Genomic DNA, 24263 nt, shown 5'->3' with positions numbered 1-24263 from the left:
TGCCGGGGTTTTTCTTTTGGCGAAGCGCTCTAGGCCCGCGCGATCGGGATCTGCCGCCAGTCTGTCGTGTAGTGCGGTGTCCTCCGCTCCTGGCGCATCTGCCAAGCCTGCAGCTGGTTCTGTTGACCCATCGCAGCAACCTGCAGTGTGCCCCGGCCGTACCGCGTGTTGAGCTGATCCATGGCCTTCATGAGTTTGCTGCGATCACGAACAGGTGCTTCCACTTCCAGGTCCAGCTCGCACTGCTGATGTAATTCGCTGGACAAGTCGCACAGCATCACCCCGGCCTTGGCCAGCATGTAGCCGGGCTCAAACATGAGGCGCAAACCCATCACAGCGGCCTCAGTGATTTCGGCTGTGTCTGCTGTTGGCCGGCGCAGCGGCACCGACAGCGATCGGGCCCAGCGAGGACCTGGTCGGAAAGGGGAAGTGTGAGCAAACACATGCACCAGGCCGGCGACGCTGGACTGCTTGCGCAGCTTTTCAGCTGCCCGAGATGCAAACGTGCTGACCGCTTCTACCAAGGGTTCAACGTCGGTCACGGGATGGCCAAACGAGCGCGTCACGGCGATCTCGCGCTTGGCGGGTGGCGCATCTTCCAGCTCGATGCAAGATTCGCCTTGGAGCTCACGAACCGTGCGCTCCAGCACGACCGACCAGCGCCTGCGCACGATCGCTGGGTCAAGTCGAGCCAGATCCAGCGCCGTCATCACGCCGTCGGCGCGCAGCTGCTCGCCGATGCGACGGCCGACACCCCACACCTCAGCCACCTCGGTCGCAGCAAGCAACTCCTCAACGTCTGCACGCGACAGGACGCCCAGGTTGCACACCTGAGCGTGTTCGCGCGGGTAGCTCCCAGGCTTGCGATCGGCCTGTTTCGCTACGTGGTTTGCGAATTTGCTCAAAGTCTTCGTTTGAGCGATTCCAACGCCGCAAGCAATGCCCGTCCATTGCAAAATTCTGGCTCGAATGGCTCGCGCTCTCTTGGTCTGGTCACCGCGCACACCGTGCAGGGAGACGAAGGCTTCGTCGATGCTGTAGCGCTCCATGCTGGGCCCCAGCGCGGCCGCCAAACTCATGACGCGATCGGACATGGATCCATACAGCGTGAAGTTCGGACTCAGAAACACCAGGCCCTCAGCTTCGAGATGCCGCACTTCAAAGTACGGCTGTCCCATCTTCACGCCCATGGCTTTTGAGGCTTCTGACCTTGCGATAACGCAACCATCGTTGTTGCTGAGCACGCACACGGGCCGCCCAATCAGGGACGGCCGCAGCGCAGCCTCGCAGGAGGCGTAAAAATTGTTCGCGTCGAGAAGCGCATACATGCTAGATCGCAAAGCGCGTGATGCTGCTGGTGACAACACCCCATACCACCAGCGATTGGCCATCACCGGGGATGATGGGTGGGTAGGTCGGATTGCCTGCGAGCAGCTTGACGCGGCCCGCGCGTTGGTACAGTTTCTTGACCGCAAACTCGCCATCGAGAATGGCGACAACGATGTGGCCATGACGTGGCTTGATCGCCCGGTTGACCACGATGATGTCCCGATCGTCAATGCCTTCTTCGACCATGGAGTCACCCGCGACACTGAGCATAAACGTGGCCTGTGGATGGGTGACCAGCAAGTCATTGAGATCCAGAGGCTTGCCCACATGGTCTTCGGCCGGCGACGGAAAGCCCGCGTGAACGCTGGCCGGCACCAATGTCAAGATGCAAGGCTTGTCTGCTATGGGTGTAACACTGTGCATAATCACAGTAGTTTACGCCCGGCACAAGGGGGATGTGATGTGTTTTTCTGCTGCTGTGCGTGCGGAATTCAAGGCGTTCCAAAACCTGTTTCCGAAGTCACGCCTGTCCATCAAGGACTTTTTCGAGCTGTACTTGCGCCGCAAGAGCAAGCCCAAGCCCGTGCTGCGAACGCCAAAGGCCATGGACGCGCAGTTCGCAAAGTCGCACGCTCAAGACCTGGCCGAGATCCGTGCGCTGATCGAGGAGTTCGATGCGGCGCAGAAGGTCGAGACTGAGCAAGATCTGTTCAAGCAGCGGCAGCGCCTGGCTGACGCACAGCGCTCATTGCAGAACAAGCCGACCAAAAAGGCCGCCGACGATGAACGGATTGCGACCACCAAAATTGAGCAGGCGCTGGCCAAGCTCAAGCGCCTCCAACGCGAGGATCTGAGCGCCGGGGACAGCAGAATTTTTCCGGGCTGGTGGGCGCCGGTGCTCATGTTCGAAAACGGTGAGCCCATCGTCAGGCCCATGCGCTACCAGTGTCGGCCGGCCGGCAAGCCGGTCAATTACGACACTCGTTTTCCAGGAACGTACAACGCCCGGCGTGACAACTTGCGGGGATTTTGGAATCAGCAGTTTGGTGCGACCCATGGCGTCATGATCGTGACCCGTTTCTACGAGAACGTCTCGCGCGATGGCAGCAACGTGGTGCTTGAGTTCCAGCCAGAGCCAGCACAAGACATGCTCGTAGCGTGCCTGTACTCCCATTGGATGCCGCCGGCTGGTTCAGATGAAGACGACCTCTGGTCGTTCGCCGCAATCACCGACGAGCCTCCCCCCGAGGTTGCAGCAGCTGGCCACGATCGCTGCATCGTCCAGCTGAGACCCGAGAACGTCCAGGCCTGGCTGACACCCCAGGGCCGCAGCCTGGAGGAGCTGGACGCCTTGCTCGATGACAAGGCGCCGGCGTACTACGCCCACAAGCTAGCAGCCTGACCCCCAGAGCCACCCACGGTGGCTTTTCCTTCCTCTGGACATCTCTCTCATGTTCAACACGATGCCCAGCATCGAAACAGGAGAAGCCATGTCCCTGAGAGATCAACCCCGCGTATTCGTGTACGTCATCGGCGGTGTCGCCGACTTCATAGGGGTCGTCTCAGAAAACGGAAAAAATCGTACGCTAAGCGCGCGTTGAGGCTGGCACCCAGCGGTACAGCGTAGGAATGGACACGCCCAGGTTCTTGGCTACGTCCTTGGGCGCAACGCCGCTGGCCAGCAGCTTTTTGGCTGACACGATCTTGCTATCAGTCATCTTGGGCTTGCGACCGCCCTTGCGGCCAAGCTGGCGGGCGACAGCCAGCCCGGCGCGGGTTCGCTCGACGATCAGCTCGCGCTCCATTTCGGCGAGACTGGCCATGACATGGAAGAAGAATCGGCCCGATGGCGTGCCAGTGTCGATGGCGTCCGTCAGGCTCTTGAACTGGACACCCTGCTTGTGCAACTCGCCGACCAGATCGACCAGTTGCTTGACGCTTCGCCCCAGTCGATCCAATTTCCAGACCACCAGGGTGTCGCCTTCGCGCAGCATTTCCAGCGCCTTGGCCAGACCCGGCCGGTCGGCACGCGTACCACTCGCCTTGTCCTCCAATACCCTCTTGCACCCGGCCTTGGTCAAAGCATCCCGTTGCAACTCAAGATTCTGATCTTGTGTCGAAACACGGGCATAGCCAATTAGCATTGTGGCCGTCTCGCAGCATCTTTGGCGATCATCATGCCTTCCCTTTGAAAGATTCTGTCTCTAAGTCGGTTGTGCGTGTTGGTAGAAGCGATACGGTTTCATTGCTTCTTTTTGCCGCCCGCAAGCAACTCAATCTTCGAAGTCGGTCCCGAGACGATCAACATGTCGCCAGGCAAGACGCGCGTGCTCGGTGTAGCGTGCTGGAAGTCTTCGTGGGCTCGCTTGACGCCCACAACCGTTACGCCGAATTTCTCGCGCACACCAGACTCGGAAAGTGCATGGTTGTGCGTGGGTGCCGGCGCGTGAATCTTGGCAATGGCGAACCCATCATCAAACTCGATGAAGTCCATCAGCCGTCCGGTGATGAGATGCGCCACCCGCTCACCCATGTCCGCCTCTGGATACACCACATGATGGGCACCGATGCGTTGGGCGATCTGCCCGTGCTCTGTCGTCATCGCCTTGACCCAGATGTCTTTGATGCCCAACTCGGTGAGCGCCATGATGGTCATCAGGCTGGCGGCGAGGTCGGTCCCGATGCCAACGATGGCATGGGAAAAATCGGCAACGCCGAGTTGGCGCATGACATTTACGTTGGTCGAGTCCGCCTGGACTGCGTGGGTCAATAGGTCCGCCCAGTATTGGACTGGCTCCGAGTCTCTGTCGATCCCCATGACGTCGTGGTCTAGTCGCATGAGCGATTGGGCCACTGCGCTGCCAAATCGCCCCAAACCGATGACCACCACACTGTCGCCTTTTGAAAAAGCGAACTGCTCTGTAAATAATTTAGCCAACAATTGGATGCTCCTCAGCATAACGGTAAGGCATGCGTCGCTCGCCCGATACCAACGACGCAGCGAGAGTGATGGTTCCTACTCTGCCGAAGTACATCAGCAAGGTCAGCATGAGCTGACCTGATGCAGGCAGTTCGGCTGTGATTCCTGTGGAAAGACCGACCGTGCCGAACGCCGAGATGACCTCGAAGATGACCTGATCGGTTGGGAAGTCAGTGGTGCGCAGGATGACCAGGGTCCCGAGCACGACCATGGCGCTGCCGAGCACGAGCACCGTGATCGCCTGACGTTGCGCCGAAGGGCCGACCCGGCGCCCAAAAGCCTCGCTATCACTGTGCCCACGAATCTCGGCAATGACCAGCAGGGCCAGGATGGCGACTGTTCCGACCTTGACACCCCCAGCCGTTCCCGCGCTGCCGCCGCCAACGAACATCAAGAAGTAGTGCAGCGCCCAGCTCTCATGGGTGAGTGCGCCGATATCTATCGAGTTGAATCCGGCTGTTCGCGCTGATACCGAGGCAAAAGCGGCTGAAAGCAATTTTTCTGGCATCGACATCACCCCAAGGGTCTTGGGATTCGTCCATTCGAACATCAGCACGGCGACAAAACCTGTGATCAGCAGAATGCCGGTGCCCAGCAGCGTCAGCTTGGTATGCAACGACCAGTGACGGGGATCCCGGACTTTGAACCGCAGGTCATGTAGTACCGGAAACCCGATCCCCCCCACAACAATCGCCATCATGACCGGCAACAGAATCAAGGCGTCGGTGGCGTACCGCATCAAGCTGTCCGGGTGAATGGAAAAACCCGCGTTGTTGAACGCTGAAACGGCATGAAACAGCCCGCTCCACAGGGCCTCTGTCCATGGCAGGTCATGCCCGAAGTGCAGCCTGAGAGCCAGAAACGCAGCGACCACCAATTCCGCGACGAATGTCACCACGAGCACCAACTTGGCCACGCTGGAGACGTCGCCCAGACCCAGCGTATGGGTTTCAACCTGGGTAATCAGCTTCGTGCGCAGCCGCAACGAGCGGTTGACCATCAATCCGAGCAAGGTGGCTGCGGTCATCATGCCGAAACCGCCGATCTGGAACAGGACCATGATGACGGACTGACCGAAGGTCGACCAGTAGGTGCCGGTATCCACAACAACCAGGCCGGTCACGCAAACGGCCGAGACAGCCGTGAAGAAGGCCACCAACCATGGCGCTGCCTGACCCTCGGCATGCGACAAGGGGAGCATCAGGAGTGATGTGCCCACAAAAATCGCGATGAGGAAGCCCAAGGCCACGGCCCTGGTGGGATGAAGTAAGGATTTCATTCGGCTCGTTTTTTCTTGGCCATCAGCGTCGTGCGCTTGCATGCGGATTTGCTATGCCGACGCCGTTTTGTTATCGAAACTCGTTGAGATGATAAGGGATTGAGAATATGGTTTCAAGAAAGGTTTTCGAGAACTGCAGAGCCTTGATTTCTCGTCCCGCGCCGGTTGCCTTGACTGGCTTATCACAAACCGACGTTTTCAAGAATAAGGAAACCGCATGCCCCGCCGTTCGATCCTCTCCGCCGCCGAGCGCGAAAGCCTGTTGGCGTTGCCCGATACCCAAGACGAGCTCATCCGGCACTACACGTTCAGCGAGCCCGACCGGTCACTGATTCGCCAGCGGCGCGGTGACGCCAACCGCCTGGGTGTCGCGGTGCAGTTGTGCTTGCTGCGCTTTCCCGGTCAGGGCTTGCTGCCTGACGCGACGGTGCAAATGCCGCTGCTGCAATGGATCGGGCGGCAATTGCGGCTCGATCCGGCATGTTGGCCGCAGTATGCCGAGCGGGAGGAAACTCGGCGCGAGCATCTGCTCGAACTGCGGGCGTACCTGGGCATGGAGCCGTTCGGGTTGGCGCACTATCGCCACGCAGTCCTCGCCACGACCGACTTGGCCTTGCAGACCGACAAGGGCATTGTGCTGGCCAGCAGCGTCCTCGACGCCCTGCGGCACCAACACATCATCTTGCCGACGCTGGATGTTGTCGAGCGTGTCTGTGCCGAAGCGATCACCAGCGCCAACCGACGCATCTACGATTCCCTGGCCGAACCGCTGTCGGGCGCACATCGCCGCCGTCTCGACGACTTGCTCAAGCGCCGCGACAACGGCAAAACGACCTGGCTGGCCTGGCTGCGCCAGTCGCCCGCCAAGCCGAACTCCCGTCACATGCTCGAACACATCGAACGCCTCAAAGCGTGGCAGGCGCTCGACCTGCCACCCGGCATCGAGCGGCTGGTTCACCAAAACCGGCTGCTGAAGATTGCCCGCGAGGGCGGCCAGATGACGCCTGCCGACCTGGCCAAGTTTGAGGCTCAACGACGCTACGCCACCCTCGTGGCACTGGCCATCGAGGGTATGGCCACCGTCACCGACGAAATCATCGACCTGCACGACCGCATTCTGGGCAAACTGTTCAACGCGGCCAAAAACAAGCATCGGCAACAGTTCCAGGCATCCGGCAAGGCGATCAACGCCAAGGTGCGGCTGTACGGGCGCATTGGCCAGGCGCTGATCGATGCCAAACAATCAGGCTGCGACCCGTTCGCCGCCATCGAGGCCGTCCTGTCCTGGGATGCCTTCGCCGAGAGCGTTACCGAGGCGCAGAAGCTCGCCCAGCCCGATGACTTTGATTTCCTGCACCGCATCGGCGAGAGCTATGCCACCTTGCGCCGCTACGCGCCGGATTTCCTTGACGTTCTCAAGCTGCGGGCCGCACCCGCCGCCAAGGACGTGCTGGAGGCAATCGAGGTACTGCGCTGCATGAACACCGACAACGCCCGCAAAGTGCCCGCCGATGCGCCGACCGGCTTCATCAAGCCGCGCTGGCAAAAGCTGGTGATGACCGACGCCGGAATCGACCGGCGCTATTACGAGCTGTGTGCGCTGTCGGAACTCAAGAACTCGCTGCGCTCGGGCGACATCTGGGTGCAGGGTTCGCGCCAGTTCAAGGACTTCGAGGACTATCTGGTGCCGCCCGCGAAGTTCGCCAGCCTCAAGCAATCCAGCGAATTGCCGCTGGCCGTGGCCACCGATTGCGACCAATACCTGCACGACCGGCTGACGCTGCTGGAAACGCAGCTTGCCACGGTCAACCGCATGGCGGCGGCCAACGACCTGCCCGACGCCATCATCACCGAGTCGGGCTTGAAGATCACGCCGCTCGATGCGGCGGTGCCCGACACCGCGCAAGCATTGATTGACCAGACGGCGATGATCCTGCCGCACGTCAAGATCACCGAACTGCTGCTCGAAGTGGATGAGTGGACGGGCTTCACCCGGCACTTCACACACCTGAAATCGGGCGACTTGGCCAAGGACAAGAACCTGCTGCTGACGACGATCCTAGCCGACGCGATCAACCTGGGCCTGACCAAGATGGCCGAGTCCTGCCCCGGCACGACCTACGCCAAGCTCGCCTGGCTGCAAGCCTGGCATACCCGCGACGAAACCTATTCGACGGCGCTGGCCGAATTGGTGAACGCGCAGGTCCGGCATCCCTTCGCCGAGCACTGGGGCGACGGCACCACGTCATCATCGGACGGCCAGAACTTCCGCACCGGCAGCAAGGCCGAGAGCACGGGGCACATCAACCCGAAATATGGCAGTAGCCCAGGACGGACCTTTTACACCCACATCTCCGACCAGTACGCGCCGTTCCACACCAAGGTGGTCAATGTCGGCGTGCGTGACTCGACCTACGTGCTCGATGGCCTGCTGTACCACGAATCCGACCTGCGCATTGAGGAGCACTACACCGATACAGCGGGCTTCACCGATCACGTCTTCGGGCTGATGCACCTGCTGGGCTTCCGTTTCGCGCCGCGCATCCGCGACCTGGGCGACACTAAGCTCTACATCCCGAAAGGCGACACCGTCTATGACGCACTCAAGCCGATGATCGGTGGCACGCTCAACATCAAACATGTCCGCGCCCATTGGGATGAAATCCTGCGGCTGGCCACCTCGATCAAGCAGGGCACGGTGACAGCCTCGCTGATGCTCCGAAAACTCGGCAGCTACCCTCGCCAGAATGGCCTGGCTGTGGCACTGCGCGAGTTGGGGCGCATCGAGCGCACGCTGTTCATCCTGGATTGGCTGCAAAGTGTCGAGCTGCGCCGCCGTGTGCATGCCGGGCTGAACAAGGGCGAGGCGCGCAACGCGCTGGCCCGCGCCGTGTTCTTCAACCGCCTGGGTGAAATCCGCGACCGCAGCTTTGAGCAGCAGCGCTACCGGGCCAGTGGCCTCAACTTGGTGACGGCGGCTGTCGTGTTGTGGAACACCGTCTACCTGGAGCGCACAGCGCTTGCCTTGCGTGGCCACGGCCATGCGGTCGATGACGCGCTGTTGCAGTACCTGTCGCCGCTGGGCTGGGAGCACATCAACCTGACCGGCGATTACCTCTGGCGCAGCAGCGCCAAGATCGGCGCGGGCAAGTTCAGGCCGCTACGGCCGCTCTCTAGGTCTTAGCGTACGATCTTTTCCGTTTTCTGAGACGACCCCTTCATAGCCGACCCTCATGCCGATGTGTGCGTTGTGGACGGCGACAACCTCGCCACGGACCCTCAATACACACCGACCGTGCCGGCGCGATTCGCGGATCTGGCCAAGCACTTCGACATCCCCGTCATGGACGAAGGCGCGGAGGCTGCAACGGCTCCGCAAGCAACGTCCGACGCGCAGCAGCTGCGCACGCTATGTCTTTCGCTACTGTCCATGCTCACTGACCTGAACAAGGGCTACCTCTTCGTGAGAACTACGAAAGAGATGATGGCGGGCCCGACGACGAATTTTGGGAGCTGAGCTAACCACCACGATCTAGATCGGCGACTGCACTGTGCGTGGTCGAGACGCGACTGCGCAGATTCGGCCACTCGAACCAACTCCCCAGTATTTCGCCGTCCGCCATCTCCTGCATGTTCAACCGGGGCAACGCCCCAAGCAGGAGATCCAATGAAAATTTTCATCGAACCCAAATACGTCGCCGCGGCCGTGCAGTGCATGGGCAAGACCGACATCCGCGACTGGGTGAACGGCGCGCTGATCGAAACTGGCCCGCAAGGCGCGTTCTTGGTCACGACCGACGGCCACGCGCTCTTCGCACACCACATCGGCGCGGAATCCATGCCGTCGGCTCAAGTCGTCGTGCCTCGCGAGCTCATCGCAAAAATCACGCCGACCGCCAAGGGCCTCGTGGCCATCACGGTCACCCAAAACGAGAAGAGTGAGCACAACCGCAAAGGTCTGCGAACGGTCACTGTGAACGACAAGTCCGCGTTCGAGGTTGCCGGCGAGTACCGCGATTGGCGTCGCGTTGTTCCAGCGCGAACGACGGGGCAGGCAGGTTACTTTCAGCCTGATCATCTTGCTGCTGTCTACGCCGCGCGAGATGCCATCAACCGTGGCACCAAGCCGCCCTTCAAGTCACGCAGCGATCTCTCGCACAACGGGACCGATTCACCCGGCATGATGTTGATCGACAGCCGAGCGTTCGCCATCGTCATGCCAACGCGCGGCACGAACGAGCAGGTTTGCGTGCCGGCCTGGATCGCCGCGGTGCCGGCTGCTGAGCCTGATGCTGTTGCAGCATGACCGATCCGAGCCGCCTTCACTGGCGGCTTTTTCTTGGCTCCAGCCAGCTTGACGGTTTTATCCAGGCACCGCCATCTCCTTCATGTTCAACGCGCCTTCAAGGCGGTAGGAGTGGCTATGCAAGAAGTTGTTGCGGCCCGCGTCGGTTTCGCGTATATATCAAATATATATACAGGAGCTGATCATGGCCAAATCACAGATCCTTCTCGCCTTCAAGCAGCAGGACACGCCAACCGGCGTAACGCGGGAAACGGTCAAGCAGATGGCGGAAGCCACCGGCCTGAACGAGACCGCGCTCATTCACCTGGCACTCGCCAAAATGGCACAGGAGACCATCCCAATGTACGAGCCGGACGACGGCCCGTTGACCCCCGAGCAGACCAAAGCGCTGCAGCAGGAAGCCAACGAGACAAGCAGGAGGCCGGTAGGTCCCCCTCGCAAGATCAAGCACCTGTTCGGGACGTGATCACCTGGAAGTCCCCAGAGCCTGGTGACATCGTGTGGTGCAACTTCCCCGAGAACCAATCCCGGCAATGGCCAGGCCCAAAAGCCCGACCAGCGTTGGTGATCTCGGTGGAGGAGTTCGGCGACAACACCACCGTCGTGCACGTTGTTCCGGGTACCTCTCAAGGCCTGGATCACTTGTACGCCGGCGAGGCGACGATCACGCGACTGATGGATCCGGCGGCCTACAAGCAAGCTGGGCTCACGCTCGACACGAAATTTCAGTTCGCGTCGATGATGGAACTCGATTGGTCAGAACCTTGGTTCAAGGCTCCGCCACATCGACCCCATGGCAACACGCCGAAACTGGGCACGCTTCACGCGAGCTTGGTCCGGCGATTCTTTGCAGCCCACCAGGCTGTCAACTGACGAGACCTAGTCTCATCTGATCCACAAAAGCCCTCACCTGAGGGCTTTTTTTTGGCCTGCGCCGGCTGCTGGAAGTGTGTGAAAACACGAACGGCAGAAGCCAAATTTAGGCTGACTTCTTTTCAAAGTTAGGGCCCAACTTTGAATGCGCCGCACCTCTCGCACTGACGCTGTGCGATCAAGAGGCTGAGCGGCCTCGCCAGCCCGATCGCGGTGCCGGCGGATTCTTGCGCGCCGCGCCTTTTGCAGCGCCGCCATCTCCAGTGATGTTCAACCGCCCGCCGGGCAACTGGAGAAATCATGGTCAGCATTGGACCCATTCAGCGCATTCCGTTCGCGACACCATCTCCTTGAATGTTCAACCGGCGCTGTGCGCCACTCAAGGAGACCTATGTCCACCTCACACCCAGGCATCCGGAGCACGCGCCGAATTGGCCACCCGCAACCAGAACTCGCGCACCAGCTCGGTTTGCGAGTTCCACCAGGCCATGCCGGCCGCTTCGTCTGTGGTGGGTGGGCGTTCGGGCTCAGTTTCCATACGCACGATCAAGAGAGAATTTGTGTCAGTGTCGGGAACGCCGTGCAAAATGTGACGCGCTCATAATGACCTTGCCACTGGAAGCTCGTCCTTCCGCGTTTTAGAGCGCTCGTTCCGAGGTCCAACGCGTCACCAACGCAGCCAAGCGCGCGCGCGGTACCGCCTCAGCTGGCAGTTCTTTTCCCGGCAGCAGAGTCAGCATGTCGCGCGCCAGCGTCGCCATGGCTCGCGGCGCCTCGGCCAACTGACGGCGCACGTCGGGGCCGTCGGCGGGTTGCGTCAGACGGGCGTTGAGGCGTCGGAACCAGTCGATGCGGGTATGGTCGTGGAACTTCGGCACGCGCGGCATCCCCGTGCCTTGCACATCGACGGCGGCGCGCAGCCAGCGCTGCATGGCCTGGTTGAGCTGGGCGCAGGCCTGCAGGTCGGCGGCCGCGTCGGCCAGCAGCCGTTCGTCGTGCAGCCGGACGTGAAAGAACAGCGGCGCCAGCACGCTCCAGTAATAGGTGTAGTCCCACACCACTTTCTGCGACATCGCCCAGGGCGAGCCGAACAGCGCGTACTGACCCTGATAGATCGGCAGCATGTTGTCGTAGAAGCTGCGAAACAGCAGCTCATACAGCCGCGCGGATCGCCGCAGGTCGCCACCGGCCCGGTCGGTCTCGACCAGGCGCGTGATGTAGCCGTTGCCGATGGCGATGAAGTCGCTGCCCGGCGAATAGAACGGGTCCAGAAAACGACCGGCCTCGCCCGCCAGCGCCCAGCGCTGCTCGGAAAAGACCTGGCGCGCGTCGTGCGAGAAACTGCGCAGGAACGCGAAGTCCAGCGGTGCGCTACCGGGCTGCCGCAACTCGACATGCAACTGGGGCTGATGCCGCGCCAGCCAGGCCAGCGCGCCATCGTAGGTTTTCAGGGCCTCGAAATCATGGAACGCCGGATCGGCCACGATGCCGATCGAGTGGCAACCCGAAGCGAGCGGAATCAGCCATACCCAGTAGCCCGAGCCGCACAGGTGGTTGGTCGACAGCCAGCGCCGGTCCACGCCGCAGCGCGTGAACCAAGCCGGATCGGGGGTGCCGCCGCCCGCGCCGGCCCAGCGGTCGGGCTGCAGATGCCTGCCGATGCGAAACCAGACCGAGAACGCCGCGTGGCCGTTGCCGCGCGCCAGCTGCAGCCGCCGCTTGAGCAGGCCCGCGCGGCCGGTGGCGTCGATGATCCAGCGCGCGTGCGTCAGACGTTGCCCGCCTTCATCGTCGCGCCAGCTCACGCGGTGGGCAGCGCCGCTGGCGTCCAGGTCGCAGGCCGTCGCGGTGGCGCCGGACAGCAGCGCCACGCCATGCGCCCGTGCGCGTTCGGCCAGGTGGTTTTCCAGCCGGCCGCGGTCGATCTGGTAGGTCGGCACGGCCAGGTGCTGGCTGGGACCGAGTTCGGGGCAGGCCGAGAGATCGGCCGCGCCGTCGTTGAAAAAGAACCGGAAGCCGAACTTGCGCAGGTGCCGGGTGTCCAGATGCTCGCGCAGACCCAGCACGTGGGCCAGATAGTGGGCGCCGATTTCCACCGTCGACTCGCCGACCTTGTGGGTGGCTTGTGGCGCTTCGCCGCTGCGCCGCTCCAGCACCTGCACGCGCAGATCAGGCATGCGCTGGCGCAACTGCAATGCCAGCGTCAGCCCGGCCAGTCCGCCGCCTAGGATGCAGACGTCGTGCGGGGTGCAGTCTTTCAGTGCCAAAACCGGCAATTCCTTCCAAGATCCATCCAAATGAAATGCGGACCAAAGCACTCACGGCGGCGCACATCATGGTCTGTGGCCAGCGTAGACATCATCCCACCAATATCGGGCAGATGCTGATCGAGGTTGCACGTGATGGTAGTTGCGCTGAATCGTGCACGACACCAATTTTAAGGGGCTGGGCTTTGGGCGTGAGTTCGCGACGCTGAAGCAGGATCGTTCGATGTGACCTTTGAAGACTGCGCTGATCCACGGCACAACCAGCGATACAGCGGCTATCTCATGGCCAATTCAGGCACCAAGGCGGCGCCGAGGGACGCCCGGCCATCCGAACAATTACCGGTTGGAACCCGATGTTCGCCACCACGCGGGCAGCAATCCCCTCGCAGCAACGCTCTTGAACCTATCATCGATGAGGTAAAGCACCCCCTCATCGAACTCTCCTCGAATGACGCGACCTGCCGCTTGCACCACCTTGCGCACGCCTGGCACCAAACTCATGTAGTCATAACCTCTGCCAGGCCAGCGCGCATCGATGCGACCCTGCATAGCCTGCTGTAACGGCTCCGCCGGCGGAAGACCCAAGGTCGCAATGAACGCTCCGATCAACCTCGAGCCCGGGAGGTCCATGGCCTCAGCGAATGCTCCACCGAGCACACCGAACCCTACTCCTCTTCCCTGAGGCTCGAATCGGTCGATGAAGGCTCGGCGAGCTGCTTCTGTCATCCCAGGCTCCTGCACCCAAATGGGCAAGTCGGGCCGCATCCGCCGTAGATGCTCAACAACCTGTCCTAGGTAATGGAAGCTCGAGAAGAACGCGAGATAGTTGCCTTGTCGCTCGTCGTACTGTCGAGCAATTACCTCAGTGATAGGCTCCACTGAATTCGCACGATCTCCCCATCGGGTCGAAACTGACACCAGCCGAATGTGAAGCTGTTGAGGGTCGAACGGCGACGGCACATCCAGCCAGACATGATTGCTCGGTAATCCCAGCAGGTCAGCATAGTAAGCCTGCGGCTGCAAGGTGGCCGAGAACAGAACCACCGTTGCGGCCGCTGCCAGCCTCGGCGTTGTGTATGGCGCGGGGACTACGTTGCGGATGGCCAGTTCCCCCGTCGCTACCTTGGTCAACGCACCGCCCTGCCGGTTGATGTAGCACAGTGAGTGGTCGCCAAATGTTTCCGCCAGTCGTGTCAACTGCAGAGCCGGAAAGTACAGGTCAAACACAGCCTGGGACACTTGATCGGCATGCTCAGCCAAGTAGTCCGTCACACGGGAGGTAAATTGCTGCAGGGCTTCCGAGAAACAAGCGTCAGGCTCAATTTCGGTGAAACCGATCGAGTGGCGCTCTTGCAGTACGTTCCACCGCTGGCGCAGTCGCGTCACGGCCGCTTTGAGCGGCGGCGGTACCTGACCGCGGAAGGCTTGAAGATCTCGGCTGGACAGTGACGCTGAGTACATCCCACGCGCCCGATCGACCAGGTTGTGCGCCTCGTCCACCAGAAGCCCGACACGCCAGTCTTCGCTTTGCGTTAGTGCGTATAGCACAGCACTGCTGTCGAACCAGTGGTTAACGTCCGCCACCACCACATCGGCCCATCGCACAAGCTCTTGGGTCAAGTAGTACGGGCATATGTTGTGGATTTCGGCAATGTGGGCCACAGCGGACCCACGCAAGGTAACCGTCCTAGCCTGCTGGACCGCCTGCTGCCGCGCCGCAGGCAAACGATCGTAAAAGCCTTTTGCCCGTGGACAAGACTCACCGTGACAGGCGGACTCAGGGTGAACACAAGCCGTTTCTCGGGCAACCAGTTCGACAACCCGGAGTGGCAGGCCTGGCTGATTCGACTTGAGTCGGTCCAGCGCATCTAGCGCCAGGGCTCTACCGGTGGTTTTTTGGGTAAGGTAAAAAATTCTGTCGACATGCTCCTCGGCCATTGCTTTCAGCATCGGAAATAGCGTGCCCAGAGTCTTGCCAATTCCAGTAGGGGCCTGCGCCAGCAATACCATGCGCCTACGTGCGGCCATAAACACTTGCCTGGCAAGCTCTCGTTGGCCAGCGCGCATCGCATAGGGAAAAGAGAGCTCATGCAAAGCCTGCAGCAAAGCAGTACGGTGTGCTGCTTCCTGTTTTGCCCAATTCATGAACCGCGCGCATAGAGCTTCGAACTCCCTGCGAAGGTTGTCGGCACTGCAGTGCTGAGTGAGAGGGGTCTCCCGATCGCGGAATGGATCGAAGTACAGCAACCGGACGTCGGCTGCAGATAGCACGTGTTGACTACACAGCAAGTGGGCGTAGACCTTGGCCTGTGCCCAATGCATAGAAGTCTGGTTCGGAGGGATCTGTTGAATCGGGCCACGGTGCGTCTTGACTTCTTCAACGCAAGGTGGGCTGAGACCCACACCGTCTGCTCGACCCCGTATTATTAGGTCGCCGTAGTGGCCGGTCAAAGCGACCTCTGACGCGTGGTCTGCATCGCGCCTGGCAGCGATGATTTGGTGGCCCCGCACACCATCGAGCGCAGTTGGCGCAGGTGTGAAGCGATGGTCCAAATCACCGCTACGCGCTCCAAAGGCGCAGAGCGCTTTCACTGAAATTTTCACGACTTGATTTTGTGACTACTTACCAGGACGGCTCTGAGGAATTGGGTGTCGTTGGGGTCGCCTCAATGTTGAGGTTCAGCATCAAGCAGCTGCACGTGGTCACAGGCATATTGCGGGACAGCCCACCTGCCGCGGCCTGTGCATGAACGCCTTCACAAACGACAGTAGCCAACTATGGTGCGGTCGCATGAGGCCATATGCACACCCAATAGCATCCTCCAATACCTCCGCGCTAGCGGGTTTCAGAGGCATATAGGGTCAAGATCTCATCCCACTCGGGCACCCTCACTCGCGAAATGTTCAACGCATTGGCTTGGGCTACCCACTCACGAAAGCCTGGACGCTTTAGGAGTGAGGAAGAAGACCTTCGTTGAACGAACCCGTAGATGGGCTGCTCGCGTGGCCACTTCGCATATTGCATGCACCAGTGCAGATTCATGTACGTAGCGGGGTCGCGACCGTCTAAGGAAAAGCGATCGTTCAGATAGCACCCCAAGGCCCAGGCGTGCTCGGGTGATTCGGTGAAGCGCAGCAGCTGAGTCCCCCAGTACATGCGAAGGTTGTTGTGCATCCACCCTGTTTCGAGCCACTGTCGTTGTGCTGCATTCCACACAGGATCAGGGGTACAGCCATGAACCAACGCATCAAGCGGCTGCCTTTCAGTGCGGACATCTTCTCGATGCCGATCCAGGGTGTCCAAGGTGGCTCTAGCGATGCTTGAGAAATGCGAAAGCAGCGGCCTCTCCTTGCACAAGTAGTGTGCCCATTCCCGCCAAGTGAGCATCTCGTCAAGAAATTTCCACTGTTCCGATGTGCTTGAGGGACCGTCTTGGATAGCTTTCACCACTTCGCTCGGGCCGACTGCGCCGAAATGGAGGTAGGGAGAAAGCTCGGAGGTGCCAAGCGAAATTGCGGGGTTGTTCCGGGTGCTAGGATACTTGTGCACGTGTTGTGCAAGATAGTTCAAACGATCTAATGCAATGGCTCTCGAAGGCGGGTGGGTAGGAGTCGGGCGTACTGTTTGGTCGATCGGGCAGCAAGCAGTTAGCTGGTCTAACTCGGATTCGGTGGCGCACTCAAGTGCATCAGGTGTAAAAGGCAGCGCCCCGTGATAAGGCGACTCCCCTACACGTACCGGGGTACAAACCGTCATCGTTTCTGCTAACCAGTCAGCGCGCAGCGCCTGGTGGGCCGCTCTAAATCCGCGCGTACTCTTGATTCCTTCAGGGATGTAGCGAGTGGGTACAAGTCTCGAGGTGTCGACCGCATGCACACTGCAAGGCGAGTGTTGTGCAAATGCGGCGAGCTGGTCTCTCGGTACAAAGGCGAAATGCTCGTCGGTAAAAACTGCCTCTGCATGCTGGGCCAGCCGGTAGACCAGTCCACGCACCTGGTGTCCAGGCCGCTCTACGTAGTGAATGCAGCGTATACCGCGTTGGTTCAGCGCCCTGCTCATTTCCGCAGAAAGGCCCAGGATGTACCGATGCAGTCTGGCTGACGCGTGTGGGTAATCCTGTCGAAGGCCGTGATAGATGAGCAACGGGAGCCCACGCCGATTGGCATGCGCTAGCGCTGCCTCTATAAGAGGGTTGTTGTCGGCCCTGAGGGTTTGCTGAACCCATGCCAGAACGAAGCGTGCATCCGGGTTGGCTTCTCGGGTCACCAATGTGGTGACCCGTCGACTTCCGGTCATTGAGGTTTCAATGCACCGTCGATGCCGCCGTCATCCACGTCACTGCCAGTCAGGGCGGCAAAGCTCATTTTGGCAAAGGCGACGATCTTTCCATTCTTTGTCTCCCAGTAGTGGCCAGCCCTGGGCACCACTTTCAGAATGGATACTCGTGGATCGTCCTTACCGTCGAACCACGCATTGGCGAAGTCGGTCCAGTACTTATCAATTGTGCCTTTGTCCTTGTGGATGGTTGCCGTGCCCGACAGAGAGAGGTAAGACATCTTGCCTTCGTTCTGAAAGGTCAAGACAACTCGATCGTCCTTGGCGATATCCCTGTTTTTTTCGCTGTCCGTAGAACTGATGAACCAGCACGTGCCGTCTTCATCGGCTTCCTGCAGCGACATCGGTCTACTGTCGCCAGGAAAGTTGGTCACGTCTGTATGGAACATGCAGGTGCGAGTGTCCTTCGCAATTTCACGAATTTTCTTGCCAGCATTGCTGCCGGAAAGATCATTGCGCGGTTGGTTGTCAGCGTCGGCCATGGTGTTCTCCTTCCAAAACAAGCATTACACCCCGGTGCGAGCACTGCGCTCGTAGGAGTGTTTCGCACTCGAGCACGGTCCGCCAGACTTAAGCAGCAGGACTGTGTTACATCGGTTGAACCCCCCGCCGATGTTACCTATACTGTATGCATGTACAGCTCATCGCCAGCCAGCCATCGGCCTTTGCAGGATTTGCTGCAGCGGGTGCCGGCTGTGTGGCCAGCGGATGCTGTTGCCACCCGGAGCAGCAACGTCGTCTCGAGCGGCTTCGCAGCGTTGGATGCGGTGTTGCCGGGCGGTGGCTGGCCCGTGGGGGACGTGATCGAGCTGCTGACCCCGCAGTTTGGGGTGGTGGATTGGAGCGTGTTGTCGCCTGCGGCAAAGGCGTTTTCTACCGACCATGCGCCGCGTGTCGTGATGATCGGTCCGCCGAACGAGCCCTATTTGCCCGGCCTCAGGCGGATGGATCTGCCCGTTGATCGGGTGCACTGGGTCGTTGCGAATAAGCCGGCCGAGCGTGCCTGGGTGGCGGAGCAACTGGTCAAGTGCTCGTCAGCGATGCTGCTGATGGTCTGGATGAGTCATGCCCGCGCCGATCAGATTCGCAGGCTCCAGGTGTGCGCACAGTCCAGCAGTAGCCTGATTTTCGTATTCAGGCCGGAGCTCGCCGCACGCGAGTCGTCGGCCAGTCCGCTTCGATTGGTCCTGCGCCCGAAGGCAGTCAACCAGATCGAGGTTTCCATTCATAAGAGACGGGGCGCTCCCGTACCTGAGCCGCTGGTGTTGCAGTCGGTCTCAGGGGGGATTGATCATCTGGTGGCGCGCATAAAGCCTGCGGTACCCGTTGAGCCCATGCACGCCACGGAGGTAACAAGCGATGTGGTGGGGCGTATGGCGTCCAATGAAGCCCATTTCGAGCTGGTCAGCGAGTGAACATGCGACTCAGGCTGCGATGTGGGCCCTGCAGTACACGCCGAAGGTCGTGCTTTCGGCGAACGATGCGCTGTTCGCTGAAGTATCGTCCTGCCTGAGGCTGTGGGGAGGGTTCCGGAAGCTCTCAAAGCGGCTTGACGAAGAAGCCTGCACCTTCGATCTGGCGCAAGCCAGCTGGGGGCCCAACCCATTTGCCGGACTCTGCCTGAGTCATGCAGATGTGAGGGGAGCGCGCACCGCGACATTGGCATCGGTGCTGGATGGCCTGCCGGTCGAGTGCTTGGTCGACACAAATGCCGTCCTTCCCACCCTGAATCAGTTGGGTTGCTACACGCTCGGCCACCTCAGGGCCCTCCCCCGAGCAGGACTCTCACGCCGGTTTGGTCGCACGGTTCTTGATGCCCTTGATCGCGCATATGGCACATTGAAGGCGGCCCATTCATGGGTCTTGCCTCCAGACAGCTTCACCACGTCGCTGGAGCTTCCGCAGCGCGTCGACAACGCCGGCGCGCTGCTATTTGCTGCAAAGCGCTTGGTCCTGGCCTTGTGTGGGTGGCTGGCGGCGCGCCAGGCAGGCGTGACTGCTATCACGTTCGGCTGGCTGTACGACACGATGCGCGCGCGCGATGTTGAAGCGGAAGGCGAACTGGTGGTGCGCACAGCGACGGCGACCCGTGACCCGGCGTACTTGATGCGGCTACTGGGCGAACACCTGGATCGAACGGTGCTGAAAGGCCCGGTCAATACCGTTAAGCTGGGCGCGGCGCAACTCGACGCTATTCCACACCCCGATGGCGTCCTTTTCCCCGACAAGGTGAAGGAGGGCGAAGCGTTCGAACAATGCATCGAGGTCATTCGTGCCCGACTGGGTGCCTCGTCGATCCTGGTGAGCGCCCTCCAGGACGATGCCCGGGTGGGACACCTCCAGCGATGGGATGAGGACTCAGGCACGACGCGGATGGCGCTCGACATCCCGCCGCGGTGGCCGCAGCCGACCTGGATGTTCCGCGAACCCCTTCGCTTGCTGGTTCGCGGCAACCGCCCGCTGTATCAAGGTCCACTCGAACTCCTTGCGGGTCCGCATAGGGTGAACAACGGCTGGTGGGACTGCCATCGGCAGGGTGGCGATGGGTGGCAGCGCCGCGACTATTGGCTGGCGCGCAGCCCATCCGCGGGGAATCTCTGGATCTATCGGGAGCTGAGAAGTCCAGCGGAGGGGGACTGGTTCCTGCACGGGGTGTTTTCGTGAAGCCTGAAGCGCTCACCGATTACGCTGAATTGCGCTGCAGAAGCAACTTCAGCTTCCTGACGGGCGCAAGTCGGCCGGAAGAGCTGGTTGAGCGCGCGCATGCGCTTGGCTATAGAGCCCTGGCGTTGACGGACGAGTGCTCGGTCGCCGGCGCAGTGCGTGCCCATCAGGAGGCCAAGGCCCGTGGCCTTCACCTCATCATCGGGGCGCAGTTCCTCGTAGATGACGAACTGCCGTGGACTCTGGTGCTCTTGGCCACGAATCGCGCGGGCTACGCAAACCTGTGCACGTTCATCACGAAGCTGAGGCGCTCAAGCCCGAAAGGCACCTACACCCTCCGCCGTGACGCGATTAATGGCTCGGTCCTGACCGGCCTGCTTGCCATCGCCTGTCCCGATCGCGAAATGTGCCAGGCGCCGCCGCTGTCCTTTGTGGCGTGGCTGGCCGCCCATTTCCCGAAGCGCTGCTGGATCGGCGTGGAGGCGCTGTCTGAAATCGACGATCAGGCCTGGCTGCACGCGTTGAGGGGATTGTCCGCGCGCACGGGGGTCGCGTTAGTGGCGGTGGGCAACGTGCAATTCCACGTGCGCTCACGCAAACCATTGCACGACGTACTGACCGCCGTCCGACTGAATTGCACGTTGGCGTCGTGCGGCAGCCGCTTGCTGGGCAATGCCGAAGCGCACCTGCGCACGCGTGTGCACCTGGCGCGCATTTTCCCGGAAGATCTGCTGAAGGAATCGGTGGAGGTTGCGCGCCGCTGCACTTACAGCCTGGATGAAATCCGCTATGAATACCCCGCTGAAGTAGTGCCGCATGGCATGACAGCCTCGGCCTTCCTGCGACAACTGACCTACGAGGGTTGCGGACGGCGATGGCCACATGGTGTCCCAGCTCGAATCAGCCAGCAGATCGAGCACGAGTTGTGCTTGATTGAGGAGTTGAGATACGAGCACTACTTCCTGACGGTTCACGACATCGTCGCCTTCGCCCGCTCGAACGGAATCCTGTGCCAAGGTCGTGGGAGCGCGGCCAACAGCGTCGTGTGCTATTGCCTGCATGTCACGGAGGTCGACCCCTCACGGATGAGTGTGTTGTTTGAGCGGTTCATCAGCAAGGAAAGGAACGAGCCACCCGATATCGATATCGACTTCGAGCATGAACGGCGGGAAGAGGTGATTCAGTACCTCTACCAGAAATACGGCCGACACCGCGCCGCACTCACGGCCACGGTGGTGACCTACCGACCGAAGTCCGCGCTTCGCGATGTGGGCAAGGCGCTGGGCTATCCTGGGGAGCTGATCGACCGTCTGTGTGCCAACCACAGCTGGTGGGACGGCGTCAGCATCATTCCCGAACGGATCGCAGGCGCCGGCCTTGACCTCGATGATCCGCGCACCCACCAGCTCATGGAGCTGACGGATGCATTGTTGGGGTTTCCAAGGCACCTGTCTCAGCACACCGGTGGCTTCGTGCTGACCAAAGGGCCACTGGAGCAGCTCGTGCCCATTGAAAACGCATCAATGCCGGATCGAACCGTGATCCAGTGGGACAAGGACGATATCGACGCCTTGGGCCTGTTGAAGGTGGACGTGCTGGCGCTCGGCATGCTCACCGCGATTCGCAAGTCCCTCGCGCTGATCGGGGAACGCTTGGGGTATGCCTTCTCGATGCAGGATGTCCCTGCAGAAGACGAAACGACCTATGACATGGTGTGCGCTGCGGACACGATCGGGGTGTTTCAGGTCGAGAGCCGCGCACAGCAGCAAATGCTGCCGCGGCTGAAGCCACGGTGCTTCTACGACCTCGTGATCGAGGTGGCGATCGTTCGACCGGGGCCGATCCAGGGCCGGATGGTGCATCCGTATCTGAACCGGCGAATGGGCCGCGAGCCGGTCATGTTCCCAAGCGAAGCGCTGCGGGAGGCCTTGGGCAGGACGCTTGGCGTTCCGGTGTTCCAGGAGCAAGTCATGCAGGTCGCTATTCTGGCCGCAGGATTCACGCCTGGCGAGGCCGATCAGCTGAGGCGATCAATGGCTGCATGGAAGCGCAAGGGCGGGCTCCAGCATTACTACGACAAGATCGTCTACGGCATGGTCAATCGCGGGTACAGCCGTGAATTTGCAGACTCAATCTTCGACCAGATCAAGGGCTTCTCGGAGTACGGTTTTCCAGAAAGTCATGCGGCCAGCTTCGCACTGCTGGTCTATGTGAGTTGCTGGATCAAGTGTCACTACCCCGGCGAGTTCTTATGTGCCATGCTCAACAGCCAGCCGCTGGGCTTCTACACTCCCAGCCAGCTGGTTCAGGATGCCCAGCGCCACAACGTCGTGGTGTTGCCGCCCGACGTCATGCACAGCGCACCAGACTGCACGATGGATGATCCGGCCAACGCCGGACAGACCGTTCGCCTCGGGCTACGAATGATCCGCGGGCTGAAAGCGCGTGCCATGGCTGCCATTGCCGAAGCTCGGCGACAGGCCCCGTTCGGAGATGTCGAGGACCTTGCCCGCCGTGCCGATCTTGATCCGGTCGACGTGCGCACACTTGCCGCTGCGGATGCGCTCCGAAGCCTCAGCGGACATCGCCGTGTACAGGTCTGGGACGCCAGTGCCTACCAGAGGCCGTCGCCGCTGATGCGCGATGCCGCGTTCGACGAGCCGCTGATCGAATTGCAGCCCGCTGCAGAGGGTGAAGAAATCGTCTGGGACTATGCCACTCAGGGACTCACGCTGCGACGTCACCCTCTGGCTTTGCTCAGGCCGCTGCTGGCGCGCCGACAGCTACTGTCCTCAAACGACCTGTCGTCACGCCCCGATGGCGCATGGGTACGCTTTGCCGGGCTGGTGACGCTGAGGCAGGCACCCGAAACCGCCAAAGGAACGATGTTTGTTTCGTTGGAAGATGAATTCGGGACCGTCCAGGTCATCCTGTCTCGTCAGGTTCGCGATCAATTCCGGGATCCCATCTTGAAGTCGCGGTTCATGGCTGTAGAGGGGCGGTGGCAGCACGAGGGGCCCAGCCGAAACCTCATCGGGCGGCGCGCGGGCGATCTAAGTCCGCTGCTGGGACGGTTGAATCCCACCCGGCAGATGAGAACACCGCATCAGCCGTCGATGGTTCGCCGCGGCCTGATCGGCGCGATCGGAGCGAATGCACGAGAAGGGTAGCCGCTGGTGCGCTGAGGACATCAGGTCTCCATGCGCACCAGTTGCCAACGGCTATGTAGCTCGACATTCCCCGATAGGCCAGCTGCACTACGCCGAGCGTCCGTGTCTTCCTACGCCCGCTGTCCCCGTTTTCAGAGATAGTCGCGAAGGCCCATTCTGGCCGACCCACAATCTGAAAGACCACCATGGCTGACGCCCCGAAAAACAATTCCCTTGAGCAGGTGATCGAAATGCTGACAGCGGACCACGACAAGGTTCGCCTGTTGTTTCGCGAATACAAGAAGCTCATGGACCTCGATGCCGATGCAGACACGCGTGGCGCCATCGCCGCTCAGATCTGCCACGAACTCACCGTTCACGCCTCCATCGAAGAACAATATTTTTATCCGGTTGCTCGCAAGGCGATCGCCGAGGACGCTGAAGAGTGCATGGACCATGCCGACGTGGAACATCAGTCATTGAAGCGACTGATCGCGGACATCGAAGCCGGGCATCCGGACGACGAGCACTACGACGCAATGGTGCATGTGCTCCAGGAATACGTCGCCCATCACGTGTGTGAAGAAGAAAACGAGATGTTCGAAGAGCTTCGTCACGCCCAGCCCAACATGCAGACCGTCCTGAGGCAGATGATTGACGCCAAGCAAAGCGCCGTTCAGCAGCCTAAGTCACCTGCATCCCAGAGCAAGAAAGAAGGAAGCCCGGCTCGCCGCTCGAAGAGCGCTGCGCGCAAGCAGGTTCGCACATCCGGATCCAAGAAGAGGACCGACAAGACTGACGCCTAACTGTCGCTGTGGGGAAACTGCGCACCTCTTGCGATGCGTATAGGGCCGCGATGCGCCTCTGCTGAGGCGACCGGCGTTCCAGCGGCCTGGATAGTGAGGACGCCCTGGTGCGCGAGCTGATCGGAGACCTTCCTGATCTTTGGCATCAGATCGCGCCATTCGTCAAACAGGGCGCGAGCGACCTCCGAAGGGCAGATGCTACTGCCCTCCGAACGCGAGTGCAGCTGAGCCACCAGCTCCCGTGCAATCAGTCTATCGAGTTCCATCACAGGAG

Annotated in this window: 20 protein-coding genes and 1 pseudogene; 10 read left to right on the top strand and 11 right to left on the bottom strand. The window is 60.8% G+C overall.

Going from position 1 to position 24263, the window contains the following annotated elements:
* Window positions 1-29: 29 nt before the first annotated feature.
* Together FVQ98_RS17270 and FVQ98_RS17265 are read right to left on the bottom strand one after the other, a co-directional pair.
* Complete coding sequence (locus FVQ98_RS17270; RefSeq protein ID WP_028603762.1) at window positions 30-1328, bottom strand: Y-family DNA polymerase; 1299 nt, start codon at window positions 1326-1328, stop codon at window positions 30-32.
* A gap of 1 nt (window position 1329) precedes the next feature.
* On the bottom strand, window positions 1330-1752 hold the full coding sequence (locus FVQ98_RS17265) for a LexA family protein (RefSeq protein WP_036595172.1): 423 nt from the start codon (window positions 1750-1752) through the stop codon (window positions 1330-1332).
* A gap of 37 nt (window positions 1753-1789) precedes the next feature.
* On the opposite strand from FVQ98_RS17265, the gene FVQ98_RS17260 reads away from it, so the two are divergent.
* Window positions 1790-2731, top strand: a complete 942-nt coding sequence (locus FVQ98_RS17260; protein ID WP_147914695.1) for an SOS response-associated peptidase family protein — start codon at window positions 1790-1792, stop codon at window positions 2729-2731.
* Window positions 2732-2915: 184 nt separating this feature from the next.
* On the opposite strand, the gene FVQ98_RS17255 is transcribed toward FVQ98_RS17260, so the two are convergent.
* The 3 genes from FVQ98_RS17255 to FVQ98_RS17245 all read right to left on the bottom strand — a co-directional run bounded on the left by FVQ98_RS17255 (window position 2916) and on the right by FVQ98_RS17245 (window position 5630).
* On the bottom strand, window positions 2916-3473 hold the full coding sequence (locus FVQ98_RS17255; RefSeq protein WP_147914694.1) for a recombinase family protein: 558 nt from the start codon (window positions 3471-3473) through the stop codon (window positions 2916-2918).
* 98 nt (window positions 3474-3571) lie between these two features.
* Window positions 3572-4270, bottom strand: a complete 699-nt coding sequence (locus tag FVQ98_RS17250) for a potassium channel family protein (RefSeq protein ID WP_187265788.1) — start codon at window positions 4268-4270, stop codon at window positions 3572-3574.
* Window positions 4260-5630 carry a TrkH family potassium uptake protein gene (locus FVQ98_RS17245; RefSeq protein WP_255507837.1) on the bottom strand — a complete coding sequence of 457 codons (1371 nt, stop codon included), beginning with the start codon at window positions 5628-5630 and terminating at the stop codon, window positions 4260-4262. The genes FVQ98_RS17250 and FVQ98_RS17245 overlap by 11 nt, the downstream gene beginning before the upstream one ends.
* Before the next feature lie 175 nt (window positions 5631-5805).
* On the opposite strand from FVQ98_RS17245, the gene FVQ98_RS17240 reads away from it, so the two are divergent.
* The 5 genes from FVQ98_RS17240 (at window position 5806) to FVQ98_RS19760 (ending at window position 10767) form a co-directional block, all read left to right on the top strand.
* The gene (locus tag FVQ98_RS17240; RefSeq protein ID WP_147914692.1) at window positions 5806-8772 is read left to right on the top strand and encodes a Tn3 family transposase; all 2967 of its coding nucleotides are present in this window, start codon (window positions 5806-5808) and stop codon (window positions 8770-8772) included.
* Between the two features lie 66 nt (window positions 8773-8838).
* Complete coding sequence (locus FVQ98_RS17235) at window positions 8839-9105, top strand: hypothetical protein (protein ID WP_147914691.1); 267 nt, start codon at window positions 8839-8841, stop codon at window positions 9103-9105.
* A gap of 150 nt (window positions 9106-9255) precedes the next feature.
* Window positions 9256-9894: a hypothetical protein gene (locus FVQ98_RS17230; protein WP_147914690.1), complete on the top strand. Its 639-nt coding sequence runs from the start codon at window positions 9256-9258 to the stop codon at window positions 9892-9894.
* Between the two features lie 184 nt (window positions 9895-10078).
* The gene (locus tag FVQ98_RS19765; RefSeq protein WP_187265787.1) at window positions 10079-10360 is read left to right on the top strand and encodes a hypothetical protein; all 282 of its coding nucleotides are present in this window, start codon (window positions 10079-10081) and stop codon (window positions 10358-10360) included.
* Window positions 10357-10767, top strand: coding sequence for a type II toxin-antitoxin system PemK/MazF family toxin (locus FVQ98_RS19760; RefSeq protein WP_187265786.1), 411 nt, complete (start codon window positions 10357-10359; stop codon window positions 10765-10767). Before FVQ98_RS19765 ends, FVQ98_RS19760 begins: the two co-directional genes overlap by 4 nt.
* A 400-nt stretch (window positions 10768-11167) precedes the next feature.
* Here the strand turns inward: FVQ98_RS19760 and FVQ98_RS19755 are convergent, their stop codons facing one another.
* The 5 genes and pseudogenes from FVQ98_RS19755 to FVQ98_RS17205 form a co-directional block, all read right to left on the bottom strand.
* Window positions 11168-11305, bottom strand: a complete 138-nt coding sequence (locus FVQ98_RS19755) for a hypothetical protein (protein WP_187265785.1) — start codon at window positions 11303-11305, stop codon at window positions 11168-11170.
* Window positions 11306-11405: 100 nt separating this feature from the next.
* On the bottom strand, window positions 11406-13034 hold the full coding sequence (locus tag FVQ98_RS17220) for an NAD(P)/FAD-dependent oxidoreductase (protein WP_187265784.1): 1629 nt from the start codon (window positions 13032-13034) through the stop codon (window positions 11406-11408).
* 336 nt (window positions 13035-13370) lie between these two features.
* Complete coding sequence (locus FVQ98_RS17215; protein WP_147914687.1) at window positions 13371-15638, bottom strand: ATP-dependent DNA helicase; 2268 nt, start codon at window positions 15636-15638, stop codon at window positions 13371-13373.
* 1180 nt (window positions 15639-16818) lie between these two features.
* Window positions 16819-17331 (bottom strand): annotated as a pseudogene (locus FVQ98_RS20345) (deoxyribodipyrimidine photo-lyase); the annotation flags it as partial.
* Window positions 17328-17852: a pyridoxamine 5'-phosphate oxidase family protein gene (locus FVQ98_RS17205; protein ID WP_147914685.1), complete on the bottom strand. Its 525-nt coding sequence runs from the start codon at window positions 17850-17852 to the stop codon at window positions 17328-17330. The pseudogene FVQ98_RS20345 and the gene FVQ98_RS17205, both read right to left, overlap by 4 nt.
* A gap of 183 nt (window positions 17853-18035) precedes the next feature.
* On the opposite strand from FVQ98_RS17205, the gene imuA reads away from it, so the two are divergent.
* The 4 genes from imuA (at window position 18036) to FVQ98_RS17185 (ending at window position 23989) form a co-directional block, all read left to right on the top strand.
* The gene (gene imuA, locus FVQ98_RS17200; protein ID WP_222707622.1) at window positions 18036-18785 is read left to right on the top strand and encodes a translesion DNA synthesis-associated protein ImuA; all 750 of its coding nucleotides are present in this window, start codon (window positions 18036-18038) and stop codon (window positions 18783-18785) included.
* A 19-nt stretch (window positions 18786-18804) separates the two neighbouring features.
* Window positions 18805-20034, top strand: coding sequence for a Y-family DNA polymerase (locus tag FVQ98_RS17195; RefSeq protein ID WP_147914683.1), 1230 nt, complete (start codon window positions 18805-18807; stop codon window positions 20032-20034).
* Window positions 20031-23204 carry an error-prone DNA polymerase gene (locus FVQ98_RS17190; protein WP_147914682.1) on the top strand — a complete coding sequence of 1058 codons (3174 nt, stop codon included), beginning with the start codon at window positions 20031-20033 and terminating at the stop codon, window positions 23202-23204. The genes FVQ98_RS17195 and FVQ98_RS17190 overlap by 4 nt, the downstream gene beginning before the upstream one ends.
* A gap of 185 nt (window positions 23205-23389) precedes the next feature.
* A complete protein-coding gene (locus FVQ98_RS17185; protein ID WP_147914681.1) occupies window positions 23390-23989 on the top strand; it encodes a hemerythrin domain-containing protein in 600 nt (199 codons plus the stop codon).
* Here FVQ98_RS17185 and FVQ98_RS20340 read toward each other — a convergent pair.
* Entirely contained in the window at window positions 23986-24255 is a 270-nt protein-coding gene (locus FVQ98_RS20340; protein WP_147914680.1) for a DUF3253 domain-containing protein, read from the bottom strand. The genes FVQ98_RS17185 and FVQ98_RS20340 overlap by 4 nt on opposite strands.
* Window positions 24256-24263 lie beyond the last annotated feature (8 nt).

Source organism: Ottowia flava, from assembly GCF_008017535.1.
GTDB classification, from domain to species: Bacteria; Pseudomonadota; Gammaproteobacteria; order Burkholderiales; family Burkholderiaceae_C; genus Ottowia; species Ottowia flava.
This window is presented reverse-complemented; position numbering and strand designations above follow the sequence as displayed.

Excerpts from the sequence above, each read along its gene's own strand:
- FVQ98_RS17260 (WP_147914695.1), top strand. The coding sequence starts at position 1,790 with ATGTGTTTTTCTGCTGCTGTGCGTGCGGAATTCAAGGCGTTCCAAAAC.
- FVQ98_RS17185 (WP_147914681.1), top strand. The coding sequence starts at position 23,390 with ATGGCTGACGCCCCGAAAAACAATTCCCTTGAGCAGGTGATCGAAATG.
- FVQ98_RS20340 (WP_147914680.1), bottom strand. The coding sequence starts at position 24,255 with ATGGAACTCGATAGACTGATTGCACGGGAGCTGGTGGCTCAGCTGCAC.
- FVQ98_RS17255 (WP_147914694.1), bottom strand. The coding sequence starts at position 3,473 with ATGCTAATTGGCTATGCCCGTGTTTCGACACAAGATCAGAATCTTGAG.
- FVQ98_RS19755 (WP_187265785.1), bottom strand. The coding sequence starts at position 11,305 with ATGGAAACTGAGCCCGAACGCCCACCCACCACAGACGAAGCGGCCGGC.
- FVQ98_RS17195 (WP_147914683.1), top strand. The coding sequence starts at position 18,805 with ATGTGGGCCCTGCAGTACACGCCGAAGGTCGTGCTTTCGGCGAACGAT.
- FVQ98_RS17205 (WP_147914685.1), bottom strand. The coding sequence starts at position 17,852 with ATGGCCGACGCTGACAACCAACCGCGCAATGATCTTTCCGGCAGCAAT.
- FVQ98_RS17240 (WP_147914692.1), top strand. The coding sequence starts at position 5,806 with ATGCCCCGCCGTTCGATCCTCTCCGCCGCCGAGCGCGAAAGCCTGTTG.
- FVQ98_RS17245 (WP_255507837.1), bottom strand. The coding sequence starts at position 5,630 with ATGCAAGCGCACGACGCTGATGGCCAAGAAAAAACGAGCCGAATGAAA.
- FVQ98_RS19765 (WP_187265787.1), top strand. The coding sequence starts at position 10,079 with ATGGCCAAATCACAGATCCTTCTCGCCTTCAAGCAGCAGGACACGCCA.
- FVQ98_RS17230 (WP_147914690.1), top strand. The coding sequence starts at position 9,256 with ATGAAAATTTTCATCGAACCCAAATACGTCGCCGCGGCCGTGCAGTGC.
- FVQ98_RS17265 (WP_036595172.1), bottom strand. The coding sequence starts at position 1,752 with ATGCACAGTGTTACACCCATAGCAGACAAGCCTTGCATCTTGACATTG.
- FVQ98_RS17270 (WP_028603762.1), bottom strand. The coding sequence starts at position 1,328 with ATGTATGCGCTTCTCGACGCGAACAATTTTTACGCCTCCTGCGAGGCT.